Origin of the sequence: Erythrobacter sp. LQ02-29 (assembly GCF_022576075.2) — a bacterium.
Taxonomy (GTDB): Bacteria; Pseudomonadota; Alphaproteobacteria; order Sphingomonadales; family Sphingomonadaceae; genus Alteriqipengyuania.
Genome location: NZ_JANCNT010000001.1, coordinates 2,540,199 through 2,563,127 on the forward strand (window position 1 = coordinate 2,540,199; position 22,929 = coordinate 2,563,127).

Annotated in this window: 19 protein-coding genes and 1 tRNA gene; 8 read left to right on the forward strand and 12 right to left on the reverse strand. The window is 65.5% G+C overall.

Annotated elements, in window-relative coordinates; genetic code table 11:
* The first annotated feature begins 182 nt into the window (after window positions 1-182).
* The 3 genes from MKP08_RS12420 to MKP08_RS12430 are packed head-to-tail and all read left to right on the forward strand — an operon-like array spanning window position 183 to window position 4,275.
* Window positions 183-1,730, forward strand: a complete 1,548-nt coding sequence (locus MKP08_RS12420; protein WP_306300311.1) for a tryptophan halogenase family protein — start codon at window positions 183-185, stop codon at window positions 1,728-1,730.
* Entirely contained in the window at window positions 1,727-3,262 is a 1,536-nt protein-coding gene (locus tag MKP08_RS12425; RefSeq protein ID WP_241554095.1) for a tryptophan halogenase family protein, read from the forward strand. Before MKP08_RS12420 ends, MKP08_RS12425 begins: the two co-directional genes overlap by 4 nt.
* Window positions 3,259-4,275, forward strand: coding sequence for a cupin-like domain-containing protein (locus MKP08_RS12430; RefSeq protein ID WP_241554096.1), 1,017 nt, complete (start codon window positions 3,259-3,261; stop codon window positions 4,273-4,275). Before MKP08_RS12425 ends, MKP08_RS12430 begins: the two co-directional genes overlap by 4 nt.
* Here the strand turns inward: MKP08_RS12430 and MKP08_RS12435 are convergent.
* The 3 genes from MKP08_RS12435 to MKP08_RS12445 are packed head-to-tail and all read right to left on the reverse strand — an operon-like array spanning window position 4,253 to window position 8,761.
* On the reverse strand, window positions 4,253-5,731 hold the full coding sequence (locus MKP08_RS12435) for a tryptophan 7-halogenase (RefSeq protein WP_241554097.1): 1,479 nt from the start codon (window positions 5,729-5,731) through the stop codon (window positions 4,253-4,255). The two genes, MKP08_RS12430 and MKP08_RS12435, sit on opposite strands and share 23 nt — an antisense overlap.
* The gene (locus MKP08_RS12440) at window positions 5,728-7,254 is read right to left on the reverse strand and encodes a tryptophan halogenase family protein (RefSeq protein ID WP_241554098.1); all 1,527 of its coding nucleotides are present in this window, start codon (window positions 7,252-7,254) and stop codon (window positions 5,728-5,730) included. The genes MKP08_RS12435 and MKP08_RS12440 overlap by 4 nt, the downstream gene beginning before the upstream one ends.
* A 52-nt stretch (window positions 7,255-7,306) precedes the next feature.
* Window positions 7,307-8,761: a sugar porter family MFS transporter gene (locus MKP08_RS12445; protein WP_241554099.1), complete on the reverse strand. Its 1,455-nt coding sequence runs from the start codon at window positions 8,759-8,761 to the stop codon at window positions 7,307-7,309.
* A gap of 492 nt (window positions 8,762-9,253) precedes the next feature.
* Here MKP08_RS12445 and MKP08_RS12450 point away from each other — a divergent pair, with 492 nt between their 5' ends.
* From MKP08_RS12450 to MKP08_RS12465, 4 genes are all read left to right on the forward strand, one after another.
* Complete coding sequence (locus MKP08_RS12450; protein WP_241554100.1) at window positions 9,254-9,913, forward strand: PEPxxWA-CTERM sorting domain-containing protein; 660 nt, start codon at window positions 9,254-9,256, stop codon at window positions 9,911-9,913.
* Complete coding sequence (locus MKP08_RS12455) at window positions 9,910-10,539, forward strand: L,D-transpeptidase family protein (protein WP_241554101.1); 630 nt, start codon at window positions 9,910-9,912, stop codon at window positions 10,537-10,539. Before MKP08_RS12450 ends, MKP08_RS12455 begins: the two co-directional genes overlap by 4 nt.
* A gap of 115 nt (window positions 10,540-10,654) precedes the next feature.
* Window positions 10,655-11,179, forward strand: a complete 525-nt coding sequence (locus MKP08_RS12460; RefSeq protein WP_241554102.1) for a CAP family protein — start codon at window positions 10,655-10,657, stop codon at window positions 11,177-11,179.
* Window positions 11,180-11,319: 140 nt separating this feature from the next.
* Window positions 11,320-12,165, forward strand: coding sequence for an SGNH/GDSL hydrolase family protein (locus MKP08_RS12465; RefSeq protein ID WP_373418105.1), 846 nt, complete (start codon window positions 11,320-11,322; stop codon window positions 12,163-12,165).
* On the opposite strand, the gene MKP08_RS12470 is transcribed toward MKP08_RS12465, so the two are convergent.
* Complete coding sequence (locus tag MKP08_RS12470; protein ID WP_241555605.1) at window positions 12,116-13,702, reverse strand: DUF5597 domain-containing protein; 1,587 nt, start codon at window positions 13,700-13,702, stop codon at window positions 12,116-12,118. The two genes, MKP08_RS12465 and MKP08_RS12470, sit on opposite strands and share 50 nt — an antisense overlap.
* 260 nt (window positions 13,703-13,962) lie before the next feature.
* On the opposite strand from MKP08_RS12470, the gene MKP08_RS12475 reads away from it, so the two are divergent.
* Window positions 13,963-14,568 carry a TetR/AcrR family transcriptional regulator gene (locus MKP08_RS12475; RefSeq protein ID WP_241554104.1) on the forward strand — a complete coding sequence of 202 codons (606 nt, stop codon included), beginning with the start codon at window positions 13,963-13,965 and terminating at the stop codon, window positions 14,566-14,568.
* A gap of 12 nt (window positions 14,569-14,580) precedes the next feature.
* Here the strand turns inward: MKP08_RS12475 and MKP08_RS12480 are convergent, their stop codons facing one another.
* The 8 genes from MKP08_RS12480 to MKP08_RS12515 form a co-directional block, all read right to left on the reverse strand.
* Window positions 14,581-15,759, reverse strand: coding sequence for an SO2930 family diheme c-type cytochrome (locus MKP08_RS12480; RefSeq protein ID WP_241554105.1), 1,179 nt, complete (start codon window positions 15,757-15,759; stop codon window positions 14,581-14,583).
* An 11-nt stretch (window positions 15,760-15,770) separates the two neighbouring features.
* A complete protein-coding gene (locus MKP08_RS12485) occupies window positions 15,771-16,991 on the reverse strand; it encodes a parallel beta-helix domain-containing protein (protein ID WP_241554106.1) in 1,221 nt (406 codons plus the stop codon).
* A 29-nt stretch (window positions 16,992-17,020) separates the two neighbouring features.
* Window positions 17,021-19,435: a TonB-dependent receptor gene (locus MKP08_RS12490; RefSeq protein ID WP_241554107.1), complete on the reverse strand. Its 2,415-nt coding sequence runs from the start codon at window positions 19,433-19,435 to the stop codon at window positions 17,021-17,023.
* A gap of 232 nt (window positions 19,436-19,667) precedes the next feature.
* Window positions 19,668-19,744 (reverse strand) — tRNA-Met (locus tag MKP08_RS12495).
* A gap of 67 nt (window positions 19,745-19,811) precedes the next feature.
* On the reverse strand, window positions 19,812-20,318 hold the full coding sequence (locus MKP08_RS12500) for a 2'-5' RNA ligase family protein (RefSeq protein ID WP_241554108.1): 507 nt from the start codon (window positions 20,316-20,318) through the stop codon (window positions 19,812-19,814).
* Complete coding sequence (gene mltG / locus MKP08_RS12505; RefSeq protein ID WP_241554109.1) at window positions 20,315-21,286, reverse strand: endolytic transglycosylase MltG; 972 nt, start codon at window positions 21,284-21,286, stop codon at window positions 20,315-20,317. The genes MKP08_RS12500 and mltG overlap by 4 nt, the downstream gene beginning before the upstream one ends.
* Window position 21,287: 1 nt before the next feature.
* Window positions 21,288-22,547, reverse strand: a complete 1,260-nt coding sequence (fabF, locus tag MKP08_RS12510) for a beta-ketoacyl-ACP synthase II (RefSeq protein ID WP_241554110.1) — start codon at window positions 22,545-22,547, stop codon at window positions 21,288-21,290.
* A 98-nt stretch (window positions 22,548-22,645) separates the two neighbouring features.
* Entirely contained in the window at window positions 22,646-22,882 is a 237-nt protein-coding gene (locus tag MKP08_RS12515) for an acyl carrier protein (RefSeq protein WP_215227826.1), read from the reverse strand.
* Between the last annotated feature and the right edge of the window lie 47 nt (window positions 22,883-22,929).

Genomic DNA, 22,929 nt, shown 5'->3' on the forward strand with positions numbered 1-22,929 from the left:
GGATCGCGTTGGGCACCAGGTCCTCCTCCCCATGTTAGCGCTACCATTATTTGGCAGGTCGCTATCGTTTTATCGGCACCTGCCTAATCCCCCCAAGTTTGGTTTGCAAGAGCGTTACGCCATAGTTACACCCACGGTGTTGCAATAAGGATGCAGTCGCGAGGGCGAGAGGCGTGTCGGGCTTGGATGATACCGGTAACACGGCGGTAGTGATCGTGGGCGGCGGAACTGCGGGATGGATGGCCGCAGCTGCCCTGTCGCGGTTCTTTTCCGATGGCCGGCGGACCATCACTCTGGTCGAATCGGATGCGATCGGCACCGTCGGGGTCGGGGAAGCGACCATCCCTCCCCTGCGCAATTTCAACGGCATGCTCGGCATCGCCGAGAACGATTTTCTGCGCGAGACGTGCGGCACGTTCAAACTGGGGATCGAGTTCGTCAACTGGGGCAGGCAAGGCGATCGCTACTTCCACCCCTTTGGCGAATACGGGCAGGATCTGCACGGCATCGCCTTCCACCAGCTTTACTTGCGCGAGCGTGCGCGGGACGATTGCGGACCGATCGCGGACTATTCGATGAGCACCGCGGCCGCCGCCGCGGATCGCTTCGCCCGGCCCCGCCCCGACGCCCAGTCTCCGCTCGGCGAGATCCGCTACGCGTTCCAGTTCGATGCCGGTCTCTATGCCGCCTATCTGCGCCGCCTCGCCGAACGGCAGGGAACGGTGCGGCGCGAGGGGCGTGTCGTGCACGTCCATCGCGACGGCGAGAGCGGCGATGTCGTGTCCGTCGAACTCGAGGACGGCAGCCGGATAGCGGGCGACCTGTTCCTCGACTGTTCGGGCTTTCGCGGACTGCTGATCGAGGAGGAGCTTGGCACCGGATACGAGGATTGGTCGCGCTGGCTGCCGATGGACCGCGCGCTGGCGATGCCGAGCGCCAATACCGGCTCTCTCAATCCCTACACGCGCGCCACGGCGCACGGCGCGGGATGGCAGTGGCGCATCCCGCTGCAACATCGCACCGGCAACGGCCATGTCTTCTGCAGCAGCTACATGGAACGCGACGAAGCGGAACGTATCCTGCGCCAACATGTGGAGGGGGAGCCGCTGGCCGATCCTCGGCTGCTGCGGTTCACCACCGGCATGCGCAAGCGCGCCTGGGTCCACAACGTGGTGGCGCTGGGCCTGTCCTCCGGTTTTATCGAGCCTCTCGAATCGACGGCGATCCACCTGGTGCAGAACGGCATTCAGCGGCTCTTCGCGCTGTTTCCGGATAAGCGCGTCGATCCGCTGGAACGCGAGGAATACAATCGCGGGATGCGCGAACTGTACGAGGACGTGCGCGATTTCGTGATCCTGCATTACAAGGCGACGCAGCGTGACGACACGGCGTTCTGGCGCTACGTGCGCGATATGGAGGTGCCCGAGACGCTGGTCCGCAAGATGAAGCTGTGGCAGCTCCACGGCCGCGTGTTTCGCGAGAACGCGGAACTGTTCGCCCTGCCCAGCTGGGTCGCGGTAATGCTGGGCCAGAACGTCTGGCCCGACCGGCACGACCCGATCGCCGACACGCTGGACCCGGACAAGGTGGCGGGGGCGATGGCGCAGATGCGCCGGTCCTATCGCGCCGCCGCCGAGCGGCTGCCGACGCAGGAGGCGTTCCTGCGCCAGGCGGGCGCATGGCACGCGGAGGATGAGATACCGCGTGTCCAGACAGGCGCGCCTGCATGAGCGCTGCGCCAATCCGGAACATCGTGATCGTCGGCGGAGGCACCGCCGGGTGGATGGCCGCCGCCGCACTGTCCCGCATTATCGGCGAACTGCCGGGGCTTTCCATCACCCTGGTGGAAAGCGAGGCGATCGGCACCGTCGGCGTGGGGGAAGCGACCATCCCGCAGATTATCGGCTTCAACCGCCTGCTGGGGATCGACGAGAACGAATTCGTGCGCGAAACGCACGCGACCTACAAGCTGGGGATCGAGTTCGTCGACTGGCTGCGGCTAGGCCATTCCTACGTCCATCCCTTCGGCACCTACGGGCTGGACATGCTGGGAATCGAGTTTCAGCATTTCTGGCTGCGCGGGGTCGGCCTGGGGGAGGCGGCACCGCTCGACGCCTATTCGATCTCCGCCATGGCGGGAAAAGCGGGCAGAATGGAACGGCCCCGGCCCGACCAGCCCAATTCCCCCCTGTCGAAGCTGTCCTATGCCTTCCAGTTCGACGCGGCGCGTTACGCGCGTTTCCTGCGCCGGCGGGCGGAGGCGCAGGGCGTGGTCCGTGTTGAAGGCCGCGTGGACGATGTCGAGCGCAACGGCGAGAACGGCCATGTCGCCGCTGTCCTGCTCGAGAACGGGGAGCGCCTGGCGGGGGAGCTGTTCCTCGATTGCTCGGGCTTCCGTTCGCTTTTGCTGGGCCAGACGCTGGGGGTCGGCTTCACCGACTGGTCGAAATGGCTGCCCTGCGATCGCGCGATCGCGGTCCCCTGCACACTCGGCGGCGATCACGAGCCGCTGACCCGCTCCACCGCCCGGCCCGCGGGCTGGCAATGGCGCATTCCGCTGCAGCACCGGATCGGCAACGGCCATGTCTATTCCTCGTCGCACATGGAGGAGCAGGAGGCGCTCGACCTGCTGCTGGCCAACCTCGACGGCGAGCCGCTGGCGGAACCCAACCGGCTGCGGTTTCTGGCGGGCCATCGCGAGAAACTGTGGGAAAAGAACGTCGTCGCCCTCGGCCTGGCGGGCGGCTTCCTCGAACCTCTCGAATCGACCGCGATCCATCTGGTGCAGTCGGGGATCGCCCGGCTCATGGCGCTGTTCCCCACCACCGCCTTCGCCGATGCCGAACGCGACCGGTTCAACCGGGAAAGCGTGCGCGACTATGTCGACATTCGCGATTTTCTGGTGCTGCACTACAAGGCCACCCAGCGCGACGATTCCGAATTCTGGCGCTATTGCCGGACGCTGGAGCCGCCCGCGGGTCTAACGGACAAGCTTGCCATGTTCGAAAGCTCGGGCCGCGTCATCCGCGAGCATAACGAGCTGTTCACCGAAACCAGCTGGCTGTCGGTGATGGCGGGACAGGGCGTGAAACCGCAGGGGTTCCATCCCGTCGCAATGCTGCTGGACGACGAGGAGACGCGCCGCCGCCTCGGCCACATCCGGCAGGTCGTGGCCGACACCGTCTCGCGTATGCCGACCCAGGACCAGTTCCTGGAACGCAATGGCAGCCGCATGGACCGGTCAGCGCGCGCGGTGGCATGAGCGTACTTGCACCCGCTCCGCCCATCGAAGAAATTGAGGGACCGATCGACGCCGCCCGCCTCGAGGAAATCCGCGCCGCCGGCCGTCCGCTGGTGCTGCGCGGACTGGTACGGGATTGGCCGCTGGTCCGCGCCGGTCGCGAAGGGAACGCGGCGGTGGTCGAGTACCTGTCTCGAAGACCCGCCACCAGACCGGTCCGGGCCATCGCCGCCCCTGCCGAGGAAAAGGGCCGCTTCTTCTACAATCGCGACCTCAGTGGCTTCAACTTCCACGCCGCGCAAGGCGCCCTCCCGGTATTCCTCGCCGACCTGCTGAAAGCGAGCCGGATGCCCGACCCACCGGCCCTGGCGGTCCAGTCGATCGAACTGCTCGACGTCTTACCCGATGTGGCGCGCGAGAACCGGCTCGAACTTCTGCCCCAGGTGCGCGCGCGCATCTGGATCGGCAACCGCATCCGCGTCGCCCCGCATTACGACATCAAGGAAAACGTGGCCTGCTGCGTGGCCGGGCGGCGGCGCTTCACCGTCTTCCCGCCCGATCAGATCGCCAACCTCTATCCCGGCCCGCTGGAACTGACGCCGGCCGGAACGCCGGTGAGCATGGTCGATCCGGATCAGCCCGACCTCGACGCCTATCCCCGCTTCGCCCGCGCGTGGGAAACTGCGCGCGCCGCCACGCTGGAGCCCGGCGATGCGATCTACCTTCCCTATTGCTGGTGGCATGGCGTCGAATCGCTTGATCCGGTCAGCGCGCTCGTCAATTACTGGTGGACCGAAGGGCTGCCGGAGGGGATCGGTCCGGCCTACGATGCCCTGCTGCACGCGATGCTGGCGTTCCGGCACCTGCCACCCGAGCAGCGCGAGGTGTGGCGCGGCATGCTGGATTACTACGTGTTCGAGAGCGAGGGCGACCCCGCCGCCCATCTTCCCGCGGCGGCGAAGGGGGTACTGGGTCCGCCCTCCGCCGGTCTGTTCGCCCGGATGCGGCAGGTCATCCGCCAGGCGCTCGGTTAACTTCGAGCACGCGGAGCAGCCATTCGCGATAGGGTGGTGCAGCGGCGAGAGCGGCTTCAGCCTTCTCGGCGAACTCTTGCTGCGCCGCGCGGGCGACGCCCTCCTGCCCTGCCCGGCTTTGCGGCGGAGTCCCCTGCGGATGGCCCAGCGCGGCAAGCAGCGCCTGCCGTTCCTCGCCAAGGAACGGTGCCTCCTCCTGAAACGGCAGGCGACCGCGCCGGGCGAACTGATCGAGCGCAATCGCAAGGCCATCGGGCAATTGCGCCGGACCGAAGACCGCCCGTGCGCGGGGCGTGGCGTAATGTGTGGCCAGCGTATCGCGGACCGCCACTGCCATCAGCGCGGCGCGGCGGTTGAACTCGCGACGCTCGCCGGGGCGGATATCGCGACCCGGCAGCAGTTCCAGCAGCAGGTCGAGCTGCCGGTGCGCGAGATCGAGATTAAGGAAGCCCAGCGGCTCGAACGTCGCGGCGGCATCGCCCAGCGCGACCACATTGCCGAGCCACGCCTGCCCTGCGCACCCCGGCGCGGCCGGCAGCACGATCTGCGGTTCGCCCCCCAGAGCGCGCTGCGCCGCATCCTCAGCCACGGTATGCGTGACGCCAAGCGAGACGCGCAGGCCGTCGCGCCCGGCCATCTCACCCAGCCAGCCTTCGGCCCGCAGCGAGAAGCGGTCCTCCAGCGCCGCGACCGGTTCGCGCGGCGGTGCGACCATGAGTGTGCGCAGGGGCAGGAAATCGGACCAGTCCTCACGCCGATAGCCGGGCACGGCCGACAGCAACCGCGTCGCCGGGCCGCTGCAATCGAGGATCAGGTCGGTCGGCAGCCGCGCCCCGCTCGCCAGGGCAAGCGCGCCGAAGCCGCCCTGGCCGTCGGGCTCCCCGCCCGCGATATCGTCGGGCAGGTAGCGCACGCCGATCTGCTGCGCCGCCGCGATCAACAGATCGCGATAGGCGGGCGGATTCCAGCGCAGGGCGTATTCGATCTCGCCGAGCGGTGATGGATCGTCGGGCGCAGGGGGCGCGAAACGACCGGCATCGGCCAGCACCTCCGCCAGTGACCCGGCAGGCCGATCGACGCCCGTGCCGCGCGCCGCCCCCCCGCCCCATTCCCGGGCGAACGCCGTCTTCAGCGCCGGGTCGATCGCGGCACCATAGGCGAAGGAGCCGCGGTCCCCCTCCCCGCTCCAGCCGAGATAGCGCGTGACCAGCCGGTGGCTGCCCCCAGCGCGGGTCACCAGCAGTTCCTCCGGAATACCGAGCCGGTCGTGCATCCGAAGCGTGAACGGCAGCGCGGTGGCGGCGTGATCGGCAAAGGCAGTCGGGTCGAGCGGAATGCCGATCACCGTCACTTCCGCCATCGGCAGCGCACGCTTCAGCGCGATGGCGGCGAGCACGCCGACCTGCCCCGCCCCGGCGATGGCGATATGGCGCAGCGGTTCGCGCGCCTCGCTCATGCCGCGTCGGCCAGCCGACCGGCTTCGCGCCGCAGGTACGCGCGGTGGTCCGGCATGGCGTCAACTTGGGCGGTGATAGCATGTCGCAGGCTGTCGAGCGCGCCCTTCACCCGTTGGGGATCGGCGATAGCGGCGCGCGGATCGTGGCGTTCGGGCAGCAATCCCTGGCCGACATAGACCGCGATCCAGCTGGCATCGTAGAACAACCCGTCCTCGTAGCGCTCCACCCGGCCCGCATCGCGCCACAGCGCCATCTTCTCCGCCAGGCTGTCGGGGATGGTCATGGTGCGCAGGTAATTCCAGAATTCGGAATCGTCGCGCGTGGTCGCGTGGTAATGCAGGATCAGGAAATCGCGCACCCGGTCGTATTCCATGTCGACCAGCCGGTTGAACGCGGCCCGGTCGCGCGGATCGATCGCGCGGCCATCCGGGAACAGCTCGATCAGATAGGTGATCGCCATCTGCGCGAGATAGATCGAGGTCGATTCCAGCGGTTCGAGAAACCCGCTCGACAGCCCGACCCCGATGACATTGTGCGACCAAGACTTGCGCCGCCTGCCGGGGCGGAAGCGCAGGACGCGCGGGTCGGCCAGTGGCTCGCCCTCGGCCGCGTTGCGGATCGCCTCGCAGGCGCGATCCTCGTCCAGATGCGCGCTGGAGAACACGTAGCCATTGCCCATGCGGTGCTGCAACGGGATCTGCCAGCGCCAGCCCGCGGGCATCGCTGTGGCCGTGGTGTAAGGACGCAAGGGCTCGCCATCGACATGGGCGCAGGGCATGGCGGTGGCACGGTCGCAGGGCAGCCAGTGGCTCCAGTCCTCCCACTCTTCCGTCAGCTCGCCGCCCAGCAGCAGCGAGCGAAAGCCGGAGCAATCGACGAAGAGGTCGCCTTCGATCCGCCGTCCGTCCTGCAGGACCAGCGCGGTTACGTTCCCGTTCTCTCCATCGCGTTCGACGCTGGTCACCAGACCTTCGTGCCGGGTGACGCCAAGCTTCAGCCCATGCTGCCGCATGAAGGGGCCGAACAGCGTCGCGTCGAACTGATAGGCATAGCCATAGGTGGAACCGAGCCCTTCGCCCGTCTCCGGCGGCGCGAAGCGGTTGGCGCGCGCGGCGGCCACGGCGAAGGAATAGTCGCCCAGTGGCCCGGCCATGCCCCGCCGCTGCATTTCCAGCCAGTAATGGTGGAAGCCGACATCGGCGACCTTCTCTCCGAACGTGCCGAAGGGGTGGATATAGCTTTCGCCGATACGCCCGAAATCGCGGAAATCGATCCCGAGCTTGTAGGTCGCATGGGTCGCCTTCATGAAGGCGGCTTCGTCGATGCCGAGCCGTTCCACGAAGCCGCGAATATGCGGCAAGGTCGCCTCTCCGACGCCGATGATGCCGATATCGTCGCTTTCGACCAGCTCGACTGTCGCGAGGTCGGGCAACAGCGCCGCGATGCCTGCCGCCGTCATCCAGCCGGCAGTGCCGCCGCCGAGTACGACGACGCGAACGGGTTCGCGGGGCTGCTGCGTCATCGGGTCAGGCTAGGCCGCCGGGCGGGTACGTACCAGCCCGGCGGCGCGTCCTTCAATCGATGCGCGTCTTGGGCGCGATGGCATCGCCGGCGGCGGAGGGCGCGTCCCAGCCTTCCATCTCTTCCAGCTCCTTGCCCTTGGTCTCGTTGATGAACCGCTTGACCAGGAAGAAGCTGACCGCCGCGCCCACGGTGTAGAATGCGTAGGTGGTCGACAGGCCCAGCCCGCTGGCCATCGCCGGGAAGGTCTGCACCACCAGATAGTTTGCGGCCCATTGGGCGAGCCCCGCCACCGCCAGCGCCGAACCGCGGATCTGGTTGGGGAACATCTCCCCCAGCATCACCCACATTACCGGGCCCCAGCTGAAGTTGAAGAAGATGACGTAGATGTTCGCCGCGACCACGGCGCCCAAGCCCAGGTCCGGGGACAGCGACAGATTGCCGCTGGCATCGAGCGCACCCTGGCTGAAGATATACGTCATCGCGCCGAGCGAAATCGCCATCCCGACCGATCCGATCATCAGCAGCGGCTTGCGCCCGATCCGGTCGATCAGAAGCAGGGCGGCGAACACGGCGGCGATCGAGACGACGCCGGACAGGATGTTGCGCTCCAGCGCGACCTCTTCGGAGACCCCCGCCAGCTTCCATAGGGTGGACCCGTAGTAGAAGATCACGTTGATGCCGACGAATTGCTGGAACGTGGCGATCAGGATGCCGGCCCAGACGATCGGGCGGAAGATGGTGCCCTTCTGCGTCACGTCGGACAGGCGCGGGCGATGATCATCGCTGAATGTGCGACGAATGTCGGCGACCTTGCGCGTCGCCTCCGTCGGACCGAACAGGCGGGTCAGCACGGCATGCGCCTCTTCATCCCGTCCCTTCGCCACCAGGAAGCGCGGGCTTTCCGGAATGAACAGGAGCGACACGAGGAACACCACCGCGGGGACCGCCTGCGCCAGATACATCCAGCGCCAGGCGGGCAGACCGCCGACGATACCCAGCGAGTTGCCCGCCGCTTGGGCGAGGAAATAATTGACGACGAAGGCGGCCGTGAGGCCCGTGATGATCATCACCTGCTGCACGGTCGTGAGTCGCCCACGGATTTTCGCCGGGGCGACTTCCGAAATATAAAGGGGTGACAACACGCTGGCAGCGCCGACCGCCATGCCGCCGGCGAACCGCGCCAGCACGAAGATCGGATGGATCTGGATGAAGCCCTGGACCAGCGCGCCGACGACGAAGAGAGTCGCGGCGATCAGCATGACGCGCCGCCGCCCGAACACGTCCGCCAGTCGCCCGGCGAAGAACGCGCCCGCCGCACAGCCGATCAGCAGCGAGCCGACCGTGAGGCCGAACCAGAAATCGTTGAGTTGGAAGGCGTTTTTGAGGCCGTCTTCGGTCCCATTGACCGCGCCGCTGTCATACCCGAACAGCAATCCGCCGATCGTAGCGACCGCCACGATGGCGGAGATAAGCGCCATATTGACGCTGTTCCGGCTCGATTCCATGAATTTCCCTCCCGTACCGCGGTCTTCGCCGCCGTGTTATGGTAGCGCTACCTTATTCGCCATATCCCGGTGTCGCGCAAGGGGATTAAAGCGATTTCGGGTCCAGTGCACGCGGAATGGCGGAACGCGGTCCACGCGTCCCATTCGCCGCAGCGGGTTCAGCCCTGCCTGCCATCTCGATGCTCAGAGGTGGCGCGATTGGAACCCTATGTAATATTGCGGAAAGTTTCCGCTGGCCGGGAACCTTGGCATGGCTTACGAGTAATGATTGGTTAACGGGGAATAAACCAATGATCATCATGGCGAGCAGGGAGGACGCGACGGGCAACCGGCCGATGCTTGGCTGCGATGGATCGCCCGTTAATCATCTTCCGACCGGTATGTCCTGCTACGCGACAGACGGCGCGTCCCATTCGCCCGTGGCAGCCCTGTCTGCTACCGAGAGTTGGAAAGGCGCATGCGATCGGTCGCAGGCGTCCAGCGATGGCAATTATGCGTAGATTGACTTCTCTCAACCGGAAACGCCGCGCGGGCCTTGCCGCCGCGCTCGCCTTGCTTGTCGCTGCGCCCGCGGCGATCTGGGTCGCGCAGGAGGGGAATTCAGCGCGACTGATGCAGCAGACCGAGGATGCGATAAACGATTTCCTCGATCGCTCGCCCGGCGAACGGTCGGGCACCACTCCGCTGAAGGTGAAGGGTAATCGGGCATTGGGGCCGTCCGTTGCGGCCGCGGGTCGAGTCCCGGCGTCCGCCGGCACTCCCGAACAGCGCGCTCTGGGTAAGATTTTCCCCGAGATACCCGACCTCCCGGCGGAGAACGGTCCGACATCGGTCATCATTCCTGACTCCGCTGGTCCGCCAACCATCGTCACCCCCCCGGGGGCGCCGAACGGTGGGTTTCCCGGCGGACCCGGCACCGGCGGCTACTTCCCCGCACCGCCGCCGAGCGGTGGCGGAACAGGTGGCGGTGGTGGCGGCACCCCCGGCGGTGGTGGCGAAACGCCCACTCCCCCGCCCCCGCCTCCGCCCAGCGCCGTCCCCGAACCGTCGACCTGGATGCTGCTCATCCTCGGCTTCTTCCTGACCGGAGGAACGCTGCGCCGTCGCATCAGGGCGGCCGCGCCGCAGGGCCGTTCCACCGCGTTCTCGTGATCCGTTTTCTCGTCGCGGCCGGAATTGCGCTGTTCGTCGCGGTGGCGGCCTATGCGGCCATCAGCGGCGAACGCGCTGCCGATCCGCCGACGGCTTCCTTAGCTTCGACGCCGGTCGAGGCTCCGCAGGCGCAGGACGTCACGCATGATTTCCCTACTCCGCAGCAGGTCGAACGGGCGAACCAGCGCAAGCTGATGCCGGCGGAGACCGTGTCGCTGCTGAAAGTCCGCGGATCGTTGCACCATGGCGATTTCCGCTGGGACGAAGGCGACGCGCCCGATGGTCCGCTGACGGTGTGGGTCGATCTTCGCCGCCAGATGGCCTCGGTCTTCCGCGCAGGCCACGAAATCGGCACCGCGGTGGTCGTTTACGGCGGACCGGGAATGCCCACGCCCGAGGGAACCTTCCACATCTTGTCGAAGCATCGCGATTATCGGTCGCGATCCTACGATGCCGCCATGCCATACGCCATGTTCATCACCGACGATGGCGTGGCTCTGCATGCAAGCCCGATGGCCGCCGACCATGCGACCCATGGCTGTATAGGCTTGCCCCCCGGCTTCGCAGCCAAGCTGTTCGCGATCGCCCAAAAGGGCGACCGGGTTGTGATCGTCCGCTCCACCTGACGGACCATCCAGATAACCGCAACAGGGCGGAATGGTTAAATCCCCTTAAGCGTTCCTCTGAACCCTCACTTCAGGGCCGACTGGCAGAATTCCTCGCAAGTAGCGGGGAAAGACCATGCGACAGTTCGGCAAGCTTCTGGCAAAGTCCGCACTTCTGGGTGCGGTCCTCACACTTTCAACGGGCGTACAGACCCGGCTCGGCGATTTCGATCAGCGCGTGCTCGCCGTGCATAACGAAGAGCGCGCGCAGATGGGCGTCTCGCCCTTGGCCTGGGACCCCGACCTGGCCGACAATGCGCAAGAATGGGCCGAACATCTGGCCCGGACCGGCCGTTTCGAACACTCGCCCAATCGCGCCGGAGAGCCGCTGGAAGGCGAGAATATCTGGGGCGGGACCGTCGGTGCCTACGCGCCGGAGTCGATGGTGGGCCTGTGGATCGCGGAGAAGCAGGCATTCGTCAAAGGCGTCTTCCCGGCCAACAGCAGGACGGGCCGGGTCCAAGATGTGAGCCATTACACGCAGCTCGTCTGGCAGCAGACCCGCAAGGTCGGATGCGGCATGGCGCGCGGCGAGCGCGAGGAGATCATGGTTTGCCGCTACAGCTCGCCCGGCAACGTGCTGGGCCGGCGTCCGCTGTAATAGTCTCTCCGGTGTAGAAAGCGCGCATTCGGGTAGGCATTCGTCCCCCGAAATCCTATCGCTACGCTCAAGGCGCGGGGCATGGTCCGCTCCGGCGCGTCCACGCGGGAGGAAAGATGAGCGGGCACTGGACATGGCACATGGCGATCGTCGCGGGCCTCACCCTTTCCGCCGCTACGTCCGCAGCCGCCCAGACGACTATCCCGGGCGATCCTCACGCCGATGATCCGGCGGGGATCGTGGCCGACCCCTGCCCCCGTCATCCTGTGCCACAGGGTGCAGAATGGCAGATGTGGAACCTGCACATGCTGACCCGCGATTTCGGCCAGCTGTGCCGCTATCGCGCTGCCAATGCGCAGCTGAGAGAGAGCGGCGCGCCGGTCCGCGTCGTCTTCATGGGCGATTCGATCACCGATAACTGGATCAACCTAGCACCCGCCCTGTTCGAGGATGGCCGCGTGGATCGCGGCATCAGCGGGCAGACCACGCCGCAAATGCTGGTCCGCTTCCGCCAGGACGTGATCGATCTCCATCCCCAGGCGGTACATATCATGGCGGGGACGAACGACATCGCGGGCAACACCGGCGCGGCGACGATCGAGACCGTCCAGGGCAACATCCGCTCCATGGCGGAACTGGCGCGGGCGCACGGTATCGCCGTAATCCTCGCCTCGATCCTGCCAGCCGGTGCGTTTCCTTGGGCTCGAACCAAGCAGCCGGCGCCGGTCATCCGCGAGATGAACGCCTGGCTGAAATCCTACGCCGCCGACAACGGCTTCACCTATGTCGATTATTTCGCGGCGATGGCGACCCCGGCGGGCGCGATGCGGCCGGGCCTGTCGAGCGACGGGGTGCACCCCAACGCGGCGGGCTATGCCGTGATGAAACCGCTCGCTCTCGCCGCAATCGAACGCACGCTCGCCGATCGACCGCCGCTCATTTCCACGCGCCCATCGTCACCTTCAGCCACACCGGCCGATCGGTGAAATTCAGGCCGTAATCGGTCTGGTCGCCGTTCCAGACCCGGTCCATCATCCAATCGCCGGCGGCGTCGAACCGCCCCTCCTCCACCCGCACCACCATGCCGTGCTCCGGCCCGCTTTCGGCCCGGTCGAAGGTGATCCGCACATGGTCGCCGGTAACCAGGAACTCGTCCTGCGAAAGCTGCACGACCAGCGCGCCGCCGACCGGTTCATCGGCCCAGGCGGGCGGTTCCGCCTTCAACCAGGACCATTCCTTTAACCCGAATTGCCATTCGCCGTAGCTGGCGGTCGCGCGCCATTTCCCGAACGTCTTCGACTGCGCCGCCCCATCGTCGGGCTTCGCCACCCCCCACGTTGGACGGGTAAAGGCCAGCCGCGCCCATGCGCCGCCCAACGCCCCGATCGCGGAGTATTTGCGCGCGAAGGCGTCCAGCGTCTGCTCGTCCAGCGCCTTCGCCCCTAGGGGGAAGTTGGAATAGCCGGTCGCATCCATACCGAACGGGATGAAGCCGATCGCTCCCTTCCCCATCGCGGTGTAGAAGTACCGCGCATATTCGCGCGCGTTGCCGATCTCCGGGACGAACAGCGCGTTGTCCGGCCGGGCATAGGCATCGAGATAGGCGACCACGTTCCGGCTGGCACGGTCGTAGATATCGGGCGCGGCAAAATCGATCGCGGGCGCGGCGATCTTCCAGATATCGAGCACGTCCTGTTGCGGCCCGCCACTCGCGACGCCCATCGGATCGGGCGGGTTGAAGGGATCGGAGAGCGCGGCGTTGACGTACATCGGCAGCGGCTTCACCGCCTTCCCCGCCGCCGCGATCGCGCCGATATAGCACGCGGTGTACCAGGTGTTGAAGGCGCGGTCGGCCCGGTCGCCGAACACTTCTGCCCACGTTCCGCGCACCTTCCCCAAACCGGTAACCAGCTCAGCCGGCACCTGCCCCTCGAACAGCGCCTGCGCCCGCGCTCCGAAGTCGCGCGGGTTGCGATAGCTGCCCACTTCGTTCTCGGGTTGGACCATGATGACCGTGTTTTGCGGATCGTGATCGCGCAGATAGGTCATCAGCCGCACGAACGCGCGCTTGTCCGCTTCGCGCGTCGTCTCGAACATCGGCGAGAGGGCATAGTGATCGCCCCCGTCGCGGGTCTTCATCCGTGGGAAGCGCGTATTGTCGAGCTTGACCCAGGCCGGGGTATATCCGGGCGAGGTGTTCTTCCAGGTCGCGAACCACAGCAGCACGATGCGTTTGTCGTGCGTGCGCGCCTCTTCCAGCAAGGTTTTCACGAACGAGAAGTCGAACCGCCCCTCCTCCGGCTCGATCTGCTCCCACGCGATGGGGACCGCGACCGTGTTGGCGTGGATGCGATCGAGCACGGGCCAGACCTGCGGCAAGGCGGCCGCGTAATTGCTCGAATTGTTCACCTGGCCGCCGAGGATGGTGAAAGGCCGGCCATCCACGATCAGCGCGTGGCGACCGTCGCGGGTCTCCAGATGCGGCAAGACTTCGTCGGTTTGCGCGGCGAGCGGCACCGCCATGACCGCCGCCGCGATCCACGCGGATATTGCCCCGATCCCACGCACTGTCTCTCTCCCCCATTCGAGCGCGGTGTTGCCGCCCCCTTGTCATGATCGCATAAACCATGCCGGGATCGAGGGAAACTGCGCCGACATTGACCTCTCGGACCAATGCGAACCACAGGCCGAATGGGATCGGCAGGCCTCGCCCGCCGAATTTCAGATTACTTTCAAAGCGAGTTGAACCACCCACCGCCTTATCGCAAAGGGGGGCGGCGATCATGCGACAGAAGAATTCCTTCGGACCGGCTACGCCCAAGCAGAAGCGCGCGCGGGCCACCTACGATGCGCTGCTTCAGGCTGCGGGCGAGCTGTTGGCCGAGGTCGGCGTGGACCGTATCACGACCAACATGATCTGCGCGCGCGCCGACGTGACGCCGCCCGCGCTGTACCGATATTTCCGCGACAAGGACGCGGTGCTCGAGGCGCTGGGACGGCGGCTGATGGAGCGGCAGAACGACGCGCTGAAGGCGTGGGTTGCGCGCCACGAGCCCGACGGCATCGCATCGTTTCGGGGCAATACCGAGGAGCTGCTGCGCGCAACGCACGAGGTGACGCGCAGCGAACCGGGTGCGATGTGGATTTTGCGCGCCTTGCGGGCCTCGCCGCGGCTGGCGCATATCCGGCTCGAATCGCATCATTACGTCACCGATCTGCTGACCGATGCCTATATCCGCGCGGGCTCTACCCTGCCGCGCGACGAACTCTGGCGGCGGCTGCGGCTGACGGTCGAGATCGGCTTCGCGGTCGACGAGCTCGTCGCGGAAGACGATAGCGTCAGACCCGGCGAGGTGTTCGAGCAGACCGCTAAGCTAATGGGCCGCTGATCCCGGCGTTCGCTAACCGGTCGCCGGCTCCCGGCCAGATCGCGCGGCACGGGCGACGTCACAGCTATCGGTCAGCTGCGATATCCACCGGGTGACGAGATCGACCCCCTCCTTGTGCTCCAGGCTGCGACCGACCTCGGGCATCATCTCGCCCGGATCGGTGCTTTCGAGGCGATAGGTCAGGATGGACTGATGCGGTTCTCCGGGGAGGATGTCGAAATCGCGCCCCCCGGTCCCACGCCCGGCGGCCACCGAGGGCTTGCACACCCCCCATTTGCGCAGATCGGTCACCTCGCTCGCCAGCCACAGCCCGGAAACCCGCGCCGGGCCGGTCTCGCTGTGACAATGGCTGCAGTTGATATCGAGATAGGACCGCGCACGATCGCCGATCGGCAGCGAGCTATCGTCCCACTTCGCATTGTGCGGCACGTTCTCCATGCCCGGCACGCCCTTCAGATAACCCAGCTTCACCAGTCGCCGGAGCTGGTTGATCTCCCCTCCGGGCCCCTCGAAATCGCGATTGAGATGCCGCGCCTTCAGCCCGATCGGATGGATCGCGCGATCCTCGTAATTGCTGGCGTGGCACCCGGCGCACTGGTTCGCGTTGGGCACCGAATAGGTGAAGCGCTTGCTGTCGCTATAGCTCTTGATGGTGAGCGGAACGTCGGCCCCCGCGCGTTGCAGCGTCGCCTCCGTCTGGTCCGAGTTCCAGACATAAGGCAGCGCGGCCCAGCCATCGGCCCGGCGGACCAGCAGCCGGGTCTCGATCATCCGGACATGGCCGATGTCGAGCCCGTCGGTGCCGGACTGGTACATCGCGGGCGTCATCTTGAGCACGGTGTCGCTTTCGCCGGGCCGATCGCTGGCGGGCACCGTATAGTAGAACGTCTTGGTAATGATGGTGCCGACGGGAAAGTCGAATGCCTGTTGCGGCTCGTACTGCGCGGCGACGTTCGCCGGCATCCAGATGGTGCGCCATTTCTGCGCGTAATCGCTGAACAGCGGCGAGTTCAGCTCGTAGGTGACCATGCCCTCGTGCGGCGTGATCTTCCCGTCCGCCACCGTGAACAATCCCCACTCCGACAGCTTCTCGGGATTGTCGGTCGCGTGGAACGTCACCTCCTTTGGCGCCGCGGACGAGCAGGCACTCAGGAGCAGAACGACAAGGGCGAGGAGGACGGGTCTGATCATGGGCGTAATCTTCAGCCTGAGGTGGTCATTTTCGATGGCAAGGTGATTTTCGGCAACCGGCTCGCCGGGGCGCAGTTCGCTGTCTTCACGATATGCGGATTGGCGAGCTTGTTCGGGCCGTCGGCATCGAGCAGCTGCGCATCTCCGTTGTCGACGCAGATACCGGTGCTCGCCTTGTCCGGATTGGCGAACCCATCCCAGATCACCGCGGGCAGCGCGCCGCCGACGGCCTGCTTCAGACCCGCATAGGCCTTGCCCGGATTGGTCCCGCCTCCGGAGAAGGTGTTGCCGGTGACGTAGATGTTTTCGGGATAGGGATCGTAGGCCTTGGCCAGCCCCCGATCGGCGAAACCGGTCGAGTAATAGCTGGAGATGATGACGTTCGCGGTGTTGTTGTCGGCGATACGGTTGTCGAAGATTTCGACCTCGTCGTTCGAGTTCACGATCACGCCCGATCCGGGCGGAACGGAGCTGACCGCGCTTCCGGGGGCCGCGAAATTGGCGTGGTTGTTGGCGACCACTTCGTTGTCGTGAACGCGCGTCCTGGCACCGGGCACCGGAAGATCGGGCATGTTGAAGACCAGGATGCCACCGGAATTGTTCGTTGTCTTGTTGCCGTAAACATCGGCGTTGCTGGTGTTCTCGATCTCGATCCCGGCGACATTGCCCTCGGCGATATTGTTGCGCACGATGACGTTGTTCGACTGGCCGACATAGATCCCCGCGTCGGAGGCACCGCGCACGACCGAATTCTCGATCAGCACGTTTTCGACCTGTACGGGATAGAGCCCGTAGGCCCCGTTCTTCGCCGACGGCTCCCCGGTCCACTCGGCGCGAACCCGGCGGATCACGGCGTTCTTCGTCCCGTTGATTTTCAGTGCATCGCCCTTGGTGTCCTCGATCGCCAGGTCTTCGAGCGTGAAGTCGTCACCGGTGACGGTCAGCCCTTCCGCGCCCGACGTCTGGTCGGCAAAGGAAAGGATCGTCTTGTCCATCCCCTCGCCCCGCAAGGTCACGTCGTTGCCGCTAAGGCTCAGACTGCGTTTCAGCCGATACTTGCCGGCGGGGATCTCGATCACGTCGCCCGCCTTTGCGTCCAAAAGCTGTTCCTGCAGCCGCTGCTCGAACTCGGGATCGTCGACGAAGCCGTCTGCGTCGGTCGGCGGGCTGGAATTGCAGGCCGCCAGGCTGAGCGCCGCCAGCGCGGCCACGACAAGATGTTTCAGTTGCATGCTGATCTCTCTCCGGTTGAGCGATGCCATCAATACGATGCGCTGAGGGAAATGCCGTAGAACCTGGGCTTGTCCAGGCGAACATAGGGCGTTTGGAAGGTCCCCGCACTTAACGTGCCGAGCGTGCGGACCTTCTGGTCGTCCAGCAGGTTCTCGACGAACAGGGCGATCTGGTAACGATCGCCGGGCGAACGCCAGCCGACGCGCGCGTTGATGAGGTTGCGCGGTTCGTCGAGTTCGTCGAACACGTCGGGCCGCACCAGATTGCTGATCGACGCATATTTGTCGCGCGTCGCATCGTTCAGCCGACCCCTTCCCGTATAGCTGTAGCTGGCATCGGCGAAGATGGCGGAGGTGTTCGCGAGTTCGTGATCGTAATGCGCGCCCAGCACCGCGGTGAGTTCCGGCGCGCCGGTCGGCTGACCCGAAATGTCTATCCCACGTTCGATACGCGTGACCCAGCGTGAGTCCAGATAGCTCGCGATCGCCGAAAGGGTCAGATCGTTGCTGACCCGGAACTGCGTCTCCAGATCGATGCCCCAGGCATCGGAATCACCCGAACGGGTGACGTACATCGGCAGGCACAGCCCTTCGGTGCAGGTGTTGTCGTCCTCCAGGCTGATCGACTGGCGGTTTTTGTACTTGAAGTAGAAAGCCGAGCCATTGAACCGCAGTCGGCGACCGAGCAGTTCGGATTTGAACCCGGCCTCGTAGTTCCAGACGTTCTCCGGCTCGAAGAAGGAATTGATCTCCGTGCTGTTAAAGCCGCCCGCCTTGTACCCGCGCGCGGCGGACGCATAGACGAGCAGGTCCTCGCGCGGCTCGTATTCGATCACGAAACGCGGGCTGACATCGTCGAAGCTTTCGTCGCGCGTGACCCGCGCCCCCTCCAGCGCGCCCTCGTCGAAGATGATGTCGCCGATCAATGCATCGTAGAAGGTCGCGACGCTAATGTCGGCGCCATCCGGGAAAACGGGATCGCTTCCGATCGCGGCCAGAACACCATTGTAGAGCGCGCCGGGTGCCGTAATCGCCTCCAGACCAGCCGAGATGAACCGTCCGTTGAGCCAAGTGAAACGCTTGTCGTCATGGGTGTAGCGGATGCCCGCGGTCAGCCGCAGATCGTCGGTCAGGCTGTAGGTCGCATCGCCATAGACCGCGTAGCTGTTGTTGCGCGCGAAATTGTTCATGTCCTCTTCGAAGGTCAGCCCGAGCACCGGCAGGCCCTGTCCCTGCAGGATCGTGAACAGCGGCAGGCCGGCGAGGCGATTGAGGACGTTGTCGACGGAATCGGTCAGGAACGTGACCGCGCTGGTCTGCTCCGCGTCCTCCCAGAAATAGCTCGCGCCGAGCAGCAAGGTCAGTCGCTCGCCCTCGTAGGAACCCCGGAATTCCTGGTAGAAGCTCTCATTGTGCTCGATATTCTCGGTATCGAAATAGCGTGTGGGATCGGCGGTGCCGTCCTCGTCCTCCCGATTGTGCGTCTCGAAGGTCTTGTAGGCGCTGATGCTGGTCAGCGTCAGATCGCCCAGCCGGTGATTGGCGGTCAGGGTGACGCCATCCAGATTGCGGGTTTCGCGATCGTTTATAACATCGTTGGAGAACGGCCCGAAGGGATCCTGGCTGAGCGCATAGGGGCTGATCCCGACCGCGGTCGGCCCGTCCTTGTCGGTGTCGTCGTGATCGTAGGTGAGATAGACATCGGTATCGACCGTGGGCGTCCAGCCGAACGCGATCCGTCCGGAGATATTCCCCTCCCGCTCGCGGTCTTCGCCCGTCAGCGCGTCGGTCAGATAGCCGTCGCGGTGGTTGTAGGAGCCGTTGAGACGCACCGCCAGCGTATCGGTCAGGGGCAGGTTGCCGGTCGCATCGATGCGGACCTGATCGTAATTGCCGTATTGTACCGTGCCGAACGCCTCGACGCGCTGGCTCGGCTTGTTGGTCGTGATGGAGATCGCGCCGGCCGAGGTGTTGCGACCGAACAGCGTGCCCTGCGGCCCCTTCAGCACCTCGACCCGCTCGACATCGTTGAAAAAGATCAGCGAGGCACCGGTGCGCGCGGAATAGACGTTGTCGATGAAGATACCGACCGATGGCTCGGTGCCGATGCCGAAATCGTCAGTGACCACGCCGCGAATGGAAAAGCGCGGCTGCGTGACGGAGGTATCGTTGATCTCCAGCCCGGGCGTGAACGCATCCAGATCGCCCACCGTCTGCGCATTCAGCGCCGCGATCGCCTCGGCATCGAAGGCGCGCACGCTGATCGGCACGTCCTGTAATGACTGCTCGCGGCGCTGGGCGGTGACGACGATCTCGTTGAGCTCGACCCGCCGTGCTTCCTCAGGCTGTCGCTCGTCGACCGGCGCGGTCGTCTGCGCGCTTGCGGGGGCCACCCAGATCGCTTGGGTGCCCAAGAGAAGCGACAGCCTGACCAGGTTTCTCATATTCTCCGCCCCCACAATTAGATAGTGTAAACTATCTTTTTAGGACGCGGCGCGCAAGCACGCTCGAGCAAGCGCTCTATAACCCAGGGTAACACCGGGTTGGAGGGGCACGATGGAGGGACGCTCCAACCCAAGCCGGATCGTGATAGAGCGCAGAAAGCCGTGAGCGCAGCGACACCGGCCAGGCAGCCTAGCGAAAGCCGAGCCGTCGAATTCGTAGAGGTATCGAAAATGGTAGCGGAGGAGGGACTTGAACCCCCGACACGCGGATTATGATTCCGCTGCTCTAACCACCTGAGCTACTCCGCCCCACAGGGCCGCGCCCGGCGCATATGCCGGGGCAAGGCGGCGCGTTTATCGGCGCACCCGCCCCCGGTCAACCGCGAAACGACCAGCGTTTCACGAACTCCCACGGTCCGCCGCGATAGATGTGGAGTTCCAGGCCGGTAAAGCCGAAGCGGTGGCGTTCGTAACTGCCATCCAGCTCGCGCTGCAATGCCTTCGCCGCGTTCGGCTCGACCTTGTTCTGCACGGTAATATGCAGGCGCGGCTTGTGCTGGTCCTGTTTCGTCAGCGCGCCGTGAAACCGCTCCGCGATCCGTTCGCGCACCTCGAGCATCCTCGGGCTGCGGATATCGATCGCCGTGCCGCGACCCAGGTTCATCAGCCCGCCCAGTTCGGCCTCGGGCGGCGCGGTGTCGGCGGCGATCTGGGGCAGCACGGTCTTGAGTTCGTCGAACAGCGTCGGCGCGAAGGCGTGGAACAGCGTCACATGCGCCTTCAGGTGGTTGCGCTCGGCGGGAAAATGCGCCTGTCGCAACCGATCAGCCCAGGCAAAAATTTCGCCCGGCAGCGCCGCGGTCACGATGAACGGGTCGCTCACATCTCCCCGCGCGCTTTGCGAATCCTGTACCATTTCTGCACGTTCGCATTGTGCTCTTCGAGCGTCTTGGCGAATACGTGCCCGCCGGTCCCGTCCGCCACCATGTAGACCGCATCGGTCGGTGCGGGGTTCAGCACCGCTTCGATCGAGGCGCGGCCGGGATTGGTGATCGGCCCCTTCGGCAGGCCGGTCATGCTATAGGTGTTGTACCCGTTGACCGCCCTAATTTCCGAACGCTCGATCCGGCGGCCCAGCGGTTTGCCCTTGGTGATCGGGTAGATCAGCGTCGGATCGGCCTGCAGCCGCATCCCGTCCTTCAGCCGGTTTGAATAGAGCCCGGCGACCATGCGCCGCTCCTTCGGCAAGCCCGTTTCCTTCTCCACGATCGAGGCGAGCGTCACCGCGTCCTGAATATTGTCGACCGCGATACCCGGTTTGCGCCGGGGCCAGGCTTCGGCGAGGAAGGTCTTCATGCCCGCCTGCATCCGCGCCAGCACGGCCGCTCGCGGCTCGCCACGCTCGAAATCGTAGGTCGCGGGCAGCACCGAGCCTTCCTTGGGCACGGAAATCTTGCCGGTCAGCAGCGGCTCGGCCATCAGCCGCTCGTAGACCATGATCGACGGCATCCCTTCCGGGATGGCGACAAAGCGGCGGATCACCTCGCCATGCTGGAACGTGTCGAGGATCTGCGCAGGGCTCGCACCGGCGGGCAGCGCGAATTCCCCCGCCTTGACCGGATCGCCGCTGCCGAGAAACTTCGCCCGCACCAGGAACCGGTCGGCGGACGCGATCAGGCCGTCATCCTCCAGTTCGTGCGCGACGGAGGTCAGCGTCGCGCCGGAGGGCACGATGAAGAAGGTTTCCTTCTCTACCTTGCTCGACCCGTACCAGCCCCAGGCGAACCAGATCAGCGCGGCGCCGACGACCGCGACGACGAGGGCAATCGCCAGCGGAACGATGCGGCGCATGTCAGTCGACCTTGCGCATCACCAGGCTGGCATTGGTCCCGCCGAAGCCGAAGCTGTTGTTGAGGACGGCGTTCACTTCGCGCTTCTTCGCGGTGTGCGGCACCAGGTCGACGCCTTCGGTCCCCTCGTCCGGGTTGTCGAGATTGAGTGTGGGCGGAACCACCCCGTCGCGCATGGCGAGCAGGCAGAAGATCGCCTCTACCGCGCCCGCGCCGCCCAGCAGGTGGCCGATCGCCGATTTGGTGCTCGACATGCTCGCGCCGCCCAGATCGTCGCCCAGCACGCGCTTCACCGCAGCCAGTTCGATCGTGTCGGCCATGGTGCTGGTGCCGTGCGCGTTGACGTAGTCGATATCGCCAGGCTCCAGCCCCGCCTTCTTCAGCGCCATGCGCATGGCGAGCTCCGCGCCCTTCCCTTCCGGATGTGGCGCGGTAACGTGGTAGGCATCGCCCGAAAGGCCGTAGCCCACGACTTCGCCGTAGATCTTCGCACCGCGCGCCTTGGCGTGTTCGTATTCCTCGAGCACGACGACACCCGCGCCCTCACCCATGACGAATCCCTCGCGGTCCCGGTCGTAGGGGCGGCTCGCCTCGGTCGGGCGGTCGTTATAGCCGGTGTTGAGCGCGCGGGCCTGTGCAAAGCCGGCGACGCCCAGCGGATTGATGGTGCCTTCCGCACCGCCCGCCAGCATTACGTCGGCATCGCCATCCTTGATCATGCGCGCGGCATCGCCAATCGAATGCGCGCCGGTGGAGCAAGCCGTTACTACCGCGTGATTGGGCCCCATCAGTCCGTATTTGATCGAAACCTGGCCCGAAACGAGGTTGATCAGTCGCCCGTGGACGAAGTGCGGACTGACCCGGCCCGGCCCGCGCTCGTGCAGCACGATCGATTCGCTTTCGATCCCCGGCAGCCCGCCGATGCCCGATCCGATCGAGCAACCGGCGCGCTCCTTCTCGGCGTCGCTCATCTCGGTGAGTCCGGCATCTTCCAGCGCCTGGCCGGCGGCGTCGATGCCGTAGACGATGAACGGATCGACCTGCCGCTGCACCTTGTGATCCACGCGCTTGCCCGGATCGAAGCCCCATTCGTGATCGGCCGGCTTCACCTCGCAGGCGATCTGGCACTTCTGATCGCTTGCATCGAAGCGCGTGATCGGCCCCGCGCCGCTCTTGCTGGCGATCAGGTTCGCCCAGGTGGTTTCCACATCGGCTCCCAGCGGGGTGACGAGGCCGAGCCCGGTAACGACTACGCGGCGCATGGTGTTCTCCATTCGGAAATTCGTCTCAAAAGAAAACAGGCCCAGCCCGCCGGGGCTGAGCCTGCATGACCCTGGCGGGCTTCGCGAGCCTGGAGGCCTTAGCCCTTGTGCTCGTCGATATACTTGGTCGCATCGCCGACGGTGGTGATCTTCTCGGCCGCGTCGTCGGGGATCTCGATCCCGAATTCGTTTTCGAAGGTCATCACCAGCTCGACGATGTCGAGGCTGTCGGCGCCCAGATCGTCGATGAAGCTGGCATCCTGGGTAACCTTGTCGGCTTCCACGCCGAGATGCTCGACGACGATCTTCTGCACGCGTTCGGCGGTATCGCTCATTTGTGTCCCTCTCATCTGGGGTTATCGAATTGCTTTCGCCCTAATGA

What these genes read in the sequence shown, in the direction of transcription:
- MKP08_RS12425 (WP_241554095.1), top strand. Translation starts at nt 1,727, where the DNA reads ATGAGCGCTGCGCCAATCCGGAACATCGTGATCGTCGGCGGAGGCACC.
- MKP08_RS12430 (WP_241554096.1), top strand. Translation starts at nt 3,259, where the DNA reads ATGAGCGTACTTGCACCCGCTCCGCCCATCGAAGAAATTGAGGGACCG.
- MKP08_RS12435 (WP_241554097.1), bottom strand. Translation starts at nt 5,731, where the DNA reads ATGAGCGAGGCGCGCGAACCGCTGCGCCATATCGCCATCGCCGGGGCG.
- MKP08_RS12440 (WP_241554098.1), bottom strand. Translation starts at nt 7,254, where the DNA reads ATGACGCAGCAGCCCCGCGAACCCGTTCGCGTCGTCGTACTCGGCGGC.
- MKP08_RS12445 (WP_241554099.1), bottom strand. Translation starts at nt 8,761, where the DNA reads ATGGAATCGAGCCGGAACAGCGTCAATATGGCGCTTATCTCCGCCATC.
- MKP08_RS12450 (WP_241554100.1), top strand. Translation starts at nt 9,254, where the DNA reads ATGCGTAGATTGACTTCTCTCAACCGGAAACGCCGCGCGGGCCTTGCC.
- MKP08_RS12460 (WP_241554102.1), top strand. Translation starts at nt 10,655, where the DNA reads ATGCGACAGTTCGGCAAGCTTCTGGCAAAGTCCGCACTTCTGGGTGCG.
- MKP08_RS12465 (WP_373418105.1), top strand. Translation starts at nt 11,320, where the DNA reads ATGGCGATCGTCGCGGGCCTCACCCTTTCCGCCGCTACGTCCGCAGCC.
- MKP08_RS12470 (WP_241555605.1), bottom strand. Translation starts at nt 13,702, where the DNA reads ATGGCGGTGCCGCTCGCCGCGCAAACCGACGAAGTCTTGCCGCATCTG.
- MKP08_RS12475 (WP_241554104.1), top strand. Translation starts at nt 13,963, where the DNA reads ATGCGACAGAAGAATTCCTTCGGACCGGCTACGCCCAAGCAGAAGCGC.
- MKP08_RS12480 (WP_241554105.1), bottom strand. Translation starts at nt 15,759, where the DNA reads ATGATCAGACCCGTCCTCCTCGCCCTTGTCGTTCTGCTCCTGAGTGCC.
- MKP08_RS12485 (WP_241554106.1), bottom strand. Translation starts at nt 16,991, where the DNA reads ATGCAACTGAAACATCTTGTCGTGGCCGCGCTGGCGGCGCTCAGCCTG.
- MKP08_RS12490 (WP_241554107.1), bottom strand. Translation starts at nt 19,435, where the DNA reads ATGAGAAACCTGGTCAGGCTGTCGCTTCTCTTGGGCACCCAAGCGATC.
- mltG (WP_241554109.1), bottom strand. Translation starts at nt 21,286, where the DNA reads ATGCGCCGCATCGTTCCGCTGGCGATTGCCCTCGTCGTCGCGGTCGTC.
- fabF (WP_241554110.1), bottom strand. Translation starts at nt 22,547, where the DNA reads ATGCGCCGCGTAGTCGTTACCGGGCTCGGCCTCGTCACCCCGCTGGGA.
- MKP08_RS12515 (WP_215227826.1), bottom strand. Translation starts at nt 22,882, where the DNA reads ATGAGCGATACCGCCGAACGCGTGCAGAAGATCGTCGTCGAGCATCTC.